This is a genomic window from Streptomyces sp. SID14436 (genome assembly GCF_010548465.1).
GTDB lineage: Bacteria > Actinomycetota > Actinomycetes > Streptomycetales > Streptomycetaceae > Streptomyces.
This window is the reverse complement of sequence record NZ_JAAGMD010000433.1, coordinates 1-6,540: the sequence shown is the minus strand read 5'-3', so window position 1 is coordinate 6,540 and position 6,540 is coordinate 1. Positions and strand designations below refer to the sequence as shown.

5 protein-coding genes are annotated in these 6,540 nt (G+C 73.8%); 3 read left to right on the top strand and 2 right to left on the bottom strand.

What is annotated here, in order from left to right:
• Positions 1 to 423 precede the first annotated feature (423 nt).
• Positions 424 to 2,004 carry a methylmalonyl-CoA mutase family protein gene (locus G3I53_RS15050; RefSeq protein WP_164336593.1) on the top strand — a complete coding sequence of 527 codons (1,581 nt, stop codon included), beginning with the start codon at positions 424 to 426 and terminating at the stop codon, positions 2,002 to 2,004.
• A 94-nt stretch (positions 2,005 to 2,098) separates the two neighbouring features.
• Positions 2,099 to 2,752: a leucine efflux protein LeuE gene (gene leuE, locus G3I53_RS15045; protein WP_164336591.1), complete on the top strand. Its 654-nt coding sequence runs from the start codon at positions 2,099 to 2,101 to the stop codon at positions 2,750 to 2,752.
• Positions 2,753 to 2,793: 41 nt separating this feature from the next.
• Here leuE and G3I53_RS15040 read toward each other — a convergent pair whose 3' ends face one another.
• Positions 2,794 to 4,131: a polysialyltransferase family glycosyltransferase gene (locus G3I53_RS15040; protein ID WP_164438435.1), complete on the bottom strand. Its 1,338-nt coding sequence runs from the start codon at positions 4,129 to 4,131 to the stop codon at positions 2,794 to 2,796.
• Positions 4,128 to 5,108, bottom strand: coding sequence for a glycosyltransferase family 2 protein (locus G3I53_RS15035; protein WP_164332866.1), 981 nt, complete (start codon positions 5,106 to 5,108; stop codon positions 4,128 to 4,130). Before G3I53_RS15035 ends, G3I53_RS15040 begins: the two co-directional genes overlap by 4 nt.
• A 198-nt stretch (positions 5,109 to 5,306) precedes the next feature.
• On the opposite strand from G3I53_RS15035, the gene G3I53_RS15030 reads away from it, so the two are divergent.
• On the top strand, positions 5,307 to 6,540 hold a 1,234-nt coding region (locus tag G3I53_RS15030; RefSeq protein WP_164438434.1), incomplete at its 3' end, for a DUF6716 putative glycosyltransferase.

The following is a 6,540-nucleotide window of genomic DNA, read 5'->3' as shown; positions in this document are numbered from 1 at the left end:
CCGCACCGTGCAGCCCGCCACCGCCCCGGCCAGCGCCGCCAGCGCGGCCACGACGGCGACCGCCCGCCCGGCACCGGCCCCACCGGCGCGTCCCCTTCCCGCAGCCCTGCCCGTACTCCGCACGCGAGGCCCCCCTCGTCCCACCGCACCGGCCACCGTCCCCCGGATCCTCCCCGGAGGTGACCCCGCTCGAACGCGGAGGCATGGTGGTGGGGGACGGGACGCGCCGGCGGAGGCGGCGCGGGCCCTGTGAACGCGGTCCCGGCCGCGCTGTGAGGAAGGTCCCAGGGTGCGGCACTCCACCCGGCCGCACACCCCCCGCTACGCTCCGTACCAGGCTCACATCCCCCGGGGCGGGCGGAGCAACTGACGAGAACGGGCGGGCAGGCCCAGGCTGTCCTGCTCAGCAGGAGGCAGAACAGCATGGCACGCGAGTCGGAGTCCGGACTGCCCATCGAGCCGGTCTACGGGCCCGAGGCCCTGGAGGGCTGGGACCCCGCCGAGCAGCTCGGCGAGCCGGGCAGCTACCCCTTCACGCGCGGTGTGTACCCGACGATGTACACCGGCCGCCCCTGGACGATGCGCCAGTACGCCGGTTTCGGCACGGCGACGGAGTCCAACGCCCGCTACCAGCAGCTGATCGCCAACGGCACCATGGGCCTGTCGGTCGCCTTCGACCTGCCCACCCAGATGGGCCACGACTCCGACGCCCCCATCGCCTCCGGCGAGGTCGGCAAGGTGGGCGTCGCCATCGACTCCATCGACGACATGCGGGTGCTGTTCGACGGGATCCCGCTGGACAAGGTCTCCACGTCGATGACGATCAACGCCCCGGCCGCCCTCCTGCTGCTGCTCTACCAACTGGTCGCCGAGGAGCAGGGCGTGAGCGCCGACAAGCTCACCGGCACGATCCAGAACGACGTGCTGAAGGAGTACATCGCGCGCGGCACGTACATCTTCCCGCCGAAGCCGTCGCTGCGGCTGATCGCCGACATCTTCAAGTACTGCCGCGCCGAGATCCCCAAGTGGAACACCATCTCGATCTCCGGCTACCACATGGCCGAGGCGGGGGCCTCCCCGGCGCAGGAGATCGCCTTCACCCTCGCCGACGGCATCGAGTACGTGCGCACGGCCGTCGCGGCCGGCATGGACGTCGACGACTTCGCGCCCCGCCTGTCGTTCTTCTTCGTCGCCCGCACCACGATCCTGGAGGAGGTCGCCAAGTTCCGCGCGGCCCGCCGGATCTGGGCCCGGGTGATGAAGGAGGAGTTCGGCGCGAAGAACCCCAAGTCGCTGATGCTGCGCTTCCACACGCAGACCGCGGGCGTGCAGCTGACCGCGCAGCAGCCCGAGGTGAACCTGGTCCGCGTCGCCGTCCAGGGCCTGGCGGCCGTCCTCGGCGGCACCCAGTCGCTGCACACCAACTCCTTCGACGAGGCCATCGCCCTGCCGACGGACAAGAGCGCCCGCCTCGCCCTGCGCACCCAGCAGGTCCTCGCCTACGAGACCGACGTGACCGCCACCGTCGACCCCTTCGCGGGCTCCTACGTCATCGAGCGGATGACCGACGACGTGGAGGCCGCGGCCCTCGCCCTGATGCAGAAGGTCGAGGACCTCGGCGGCGCCGTCAACGCCATCGAGCACGGCTTCCAGAAGAACGAGATCGAGCGCTCCGCCTACCGCATCGCCCAGGAGACCGACTCCGGCGAGCGGGTCGTCGTCGGCGTCAACCGCTACCAGCTCGACGAGGAGGAGCCCTACGAGCCGCTGCGCGTCGACCCCGCCATCGAGGCCCAGCAGGCCGAGCGCCTCGCCCGGCTGCGCGCGGAGCGCGACCAGGCGGCCGTGGACGCGGCCCTGGCCGCCCTGAAGAAGGCCGCCGAGGGCGAGGACAACGTCCTGTACCCGATGAAGGACGCCCTGCGCGCCCGCGCCACCGTGGGCGAGGTGTGCAACGCCCTGCGCGAGGTGTGGGGGACGTACGTGCCCAGCGACGCGTTCTGACCCGCCGGGGCGTCCCCCGCGGGGCGTCCCACGGGGTGTCTCGACGCTCGGAACACCCGTGCGACATGTCCCGCCCCTGTGCGAAACTCCGCGCATGTTCGGCGTCATCGACCTGCCCACCTACCTGGCGGGCCTCGTCCTCATCGTGCTGCTCCCCGGGCCCAACTCGCTCTACGTGCTGTCCGTGGCCGCCCGGCGCGGGGTCCGCACCGGGTACACGGCCGCCGCCGGCGTCTGGTGCGGGGACGCCGTCCTGATGACCCTGGCCGCCGCCGGGGCCGCCTCGCTGCTCCAGACCAACGCGTTCCTGTTCGGGATCGTGAAGTTCCTGGGCGCCGGGTACCTGACCTGGCTCGCGGTGGGCATGCTCCGGGCGGCGTGGTCGATGTGGCGCACCCGCGCCGACCGGACCGCGGACGACGCTCCGGACGGGGCCGCCGCCCCCGGCGAGCGGCCCTTCCGCCAGGCCCTGGTGATCAGCCTGTTCAACCCGAAGGCGATCCTGTTCGTCGTCGCCTTCTTCGTGCAGTTCGTCGACCCGGGCTACGCCTACCCCGCCCTGTCCTTCCTCGTCCTCGGCGTCTGCCTGCAAGTGGCCAGCGCCCTCTACCTCAGCGCGCTGATCTTCGGCGGCACCCGGCTCGCCGCGGCCTTCCGCCGCCGCCGGGCCCTGTCGGCCGGGGCGACCTCGGCCGCGGGCGCGCTGTTCCTCGGGTTCGCCGCCAAGCTGTCGCTGGCGAGCGCGTAGGCCCCGCACGCGGCACCCCGGAAAGGCCGGGCGGGGCGGGGTCAGCCGCGTGCCACCGTCCGCCGCAGGCGGCGCGCCGTCCGGGCGGCCCGCCGTACCGCGGCGCTGCGCGGCAGGAAGCCCAGCCGGGCCGGGACCCCGCCCGGCAGGCCCAGGGACGTCAGCCGCCTCCTCTTGAAGTACGGCCGCGTCCGCCCGTCCAGCCGGGCCGCAAGGTACCGCTCGGCCTCCGCCCGCAGCCCGGGCAGGATCCGCGGCTGCATGGCGAACCCGACGGCACGGACCAGGTCCTGGAGCGCGTCGGTGTCCAGGGCGCCGCGCCGCGCGGCCACCGCCGCCGCGTCGTCCGGCCCGGGCAGCAGGGCGTCGACCACGGTGACCGGGATCCGGTTGCTGTTCTCGTACGGCGTCAGCCGGTCCAGCAGGGTGTTCGTGCCGACCCGGGCCACCGGCAGGCCGTAGAACGCCGACGCGGTGAGCAGGGCGGTGGAGAAGCAGCCGACGACCAGCGCGGGACGCAGGCGGGCGAACAGGGTCTCGGCGAGCACCGGGGTGTCCAGCACCGTCAGTTCGACACCCAGCCGTCCGGCCTCCTGCTCCAGGGTGCGGGTGTAGCGGGCCGGCGCCGTGGGGTGCGGCTTGAACACCGCGCGGGTGTGGCCGAGTCCGGCCGCGCCCCGCAGCATCCGCACGTGCAGCCGCTCCTCCTCCTCGGCGGTGAGGATGCCCAGCGCCGACAGGTACTGGCCCAGCAGCACCGCCGCCCCGGCCGCCTCCGGCAGCACCGGCGCGGTGTCGGCCAGTTCGTCCAGCACCTCGGTGAACGCCCGGGTCGGCACGACCTCCGCCGGCACGTCGAACTCGGTGAGCAGCAGCGGCCGCAGCCCCGGCACCAGGTCCAGGTGCAGCAGCCGCTCCACCCGGGTGCCGACCAGCGGGTCCAGCCTGTTGCGGGTCGGCCCGTAACTCATCAGCCCGTCCGCGTAGACGGTCAGCGGGGCGTCGGCGAAGATCCGCGCCACCGCGAGGGCCGGGTCGACCTGGAGGGACTCCACGACGAGCGTCACGTCGTCGTCCCCGAGGCCCCAGGCGGGCCGCAGGTGCCGCTCCCACAGCGGCACGTCGTCCGGGCGCGGGGACCAGGCGCCGGGGTGCAGGGGGAACACGGTCGCGTTCCACGACACCACGTCGTCGAAGCGCGACCGCAGCCGCTCGAAGCCGGGCATCCCGTCCACGGCGGGCGTCGTCTCGGGCGTCGCCGCGTTGTTCGACACGAGCAGGATCCGCCGGTCCGCGGGAGGCAGACAGCCCGCGTCGAGGGCCGCGGCGAGCGTGGCCGTGCCGTACAGCGTCGACGCCATGAGGATCTGCGTGGTCACGCGGCTCCCTCCAGGGCGCTCACCGGACGGCGGCGCAGCCGGCGCAGCCGGGTGGCGCGGGCGGCGTCCATCGAGTTGAGCGCCTCGTCCAGCACGTCCTGCGGCATGCGCCGCAGGGCCGCCGCGCTCATCGCCTTCAGCCGCCGGGCGACCGGAGGTTCGAACCGGTCCAGGCCGCCCAGGTGGTGGGAGATGATCGCGCAGTAGGTGCGCACCGCCTTCGGCAGCAGCGCCGCCGCCTCCGGGTCCCGGACGGTCTCCTCGACCACCTGATCGAAGGCGCGGACGAAGTCCAGCTGCCGGGCGTCACCGATCTGCGTCAGCGACGACGGCAGTCCGCGCCGGTAGAAGACGCCGAGCAGACCGGACACGGCGAAGGACTCCGCCTCCCGGTGCAGCCGCCAGATCCACGGCCGGTCCTCCGCCGTGCGCAGCCCGTCGGTGAAGTGCAGCAGGCCGCGCTCCACCAGCCGGCGGTGGTAGACGCCCGCCCAGGCGTAGGCGTAGTCCACGGACGTCGTCCGGTGGGCGGGCAGGATCGCGTCCCGCGGGCGGCACACCACGTTGCGGCGGCCGTGCGGGACCCGGTGCACGGTGCGGGCGCGGCCCGTGCACTGCACGTGGTCGGTGCGCACGAAGTCGCAGCCCAACTCCTCGATCACGGCGACCAGCCGGGCGTAGTGGCCCGGGGCGAGCCAGTCGTCGCCGTCCAGGAACGTCAGGTACTCGCCGCGGGCCCGGTCGATCCCCGTGTTGCGGGCGGTCGCCAGGCCCCCGTTCCGTTCGTGCCGGACGAGCACCGCGCCCGGCAGTCCGCTTTCCGCGCGCGCGAGGAGTTCCGCGGTGCCGTCGGTCGAACAGTCGTCGACGAGAATGAATTCGAAGTCGTCGCGCGCATTCGCACGCAGACTTCGCAGGGCATCGGACACATGGGGCCGCACGTTGTAGAACGGCACGATGACGGAGAGCTTGAGCACGTCGGCGACGCTAGGGGGCGCCCCGGCATTCCCTCTGACCCGCTTCTTGCATTCCGGTGAACGGCATATGGCGAAGCCGTGAAGCGGGCGGAATTCCGGGGCGCGGACGGGCCCATTCGCCGTCCGGCGGGCCGCTGTTCACCGTTTGTTGGATTCCGGTTGGGCCGCTCCTCGGAATTGCTTCCTAACGTCTTCGACGTGCCAGCAAGTGCCAAGAATTCCCTGCGCGTGGCCGTCCTCGCGGATTCCGACACCCGGTGGAAATGGGGCGCCCTCACCGCGCGCCGCCTCGCCCCCCGGGACACGGAGATCCGCCTGGACGGACACCTCCTGCGCGGCCGTGCGACCCCCACGGCCCGCCAGCTCACCGAGGTCGGCGTCCCGGCCGACGGCCTGGAGGAGGTGACCGCGGCACGGTTCCTGCACGCCATGGGCGAGGAACCGTACGACGTCGTCGTCCTCGCCCTGGTCGGCGGCGGCGTGCAGGCGATGCTGCACGGCCTCCGACGGGTCTGGGCCGGCCGCGCCCACCGGCCCGTGGTCGTCACCGGCTACGTCGGCGTCGTCTACGAGAAGCTGGCCGACGGTCTCCTGCTGCGCCACGGCGCCGACCTGGTCCTCGCCAACTCCCGCCGGGACGCGGAGCGTTTCCGCGCCGTGTACGAGGGCGTGGGCGCCGACGCCTCAGCGGTGACCGAAGTGGCCCTGCCCTTCCTGGGCGGGGAGCCGTACACCCGCGAACACACCCCCTGCACGGTGGTGTTCGCCGCCCAGCCCTCCGTCCCGGACAACCGCCGCGACCGTGCCTACCTGCTGGACCGGCTGGTGCGGCACGCCCGCCGCCACCCGGAGCGCGAGGTGCTGCTGAAGCTGCGCTCCCGGCCCGGCGAACACACCACGCACATCGAGGAGGTGCCCTACCAGAAGCTGGCCCGGCGCACCGCCCTGCCCGCCAACCTCCGCCTCGTCCACGGCCACATGGGCGAGGTCCTGGACCGCACCGACCTGCTCGTCACCGTCAGTTCCACCGCCGCCCTGGAGGCGCTGCACCGCCGCATCCCCACCGCCGTGCTCACCGACCTCGGGGTGCGCGAGGCGCTCGGCAACCACCACTTCGCCGGCTCCGGCTGCCTGACCTCCTGGGACCGGCTCGACGCCGGCCACCGCCCGCAGCCCGACGAGGAGTGGCTGGCCGCCCACGGCGTCGCCGCGGGCGGCACCTCCGGCGGGGGAGGGACGTACGAGAAGGCCTTCGACACCGCCCGCGCCCGCCTCGGCGACCTGCTCGGCCGCCCCGGCGGACTCCCGCCGCTGGCCCCGTACTACACACCCGTCACCGCGCCCGGCTACCTGCCCGGCCTCCTCGCCCGCCATCACCTCGCCCCGGACGGCGGCCCGCTGCCCGGCGCCCCCGCCGCGGACCGGGCACCGG

Coding starts and splice junctions, on each gene's coding strand:
- G3I53_RS15050 (WP_164336593.1), top strand. CDS start 424: ATGGCACGCGAGTCGGAGTCCGGACTGCCCATCGAGCCGGTCTACGGG.
- leuE (WP_164336591.1), top strand. CDS start 2,099: ATGTTCGGCGTCATCGACCTGCCCACCTACCTGGCGGGCCTCGTCCTC.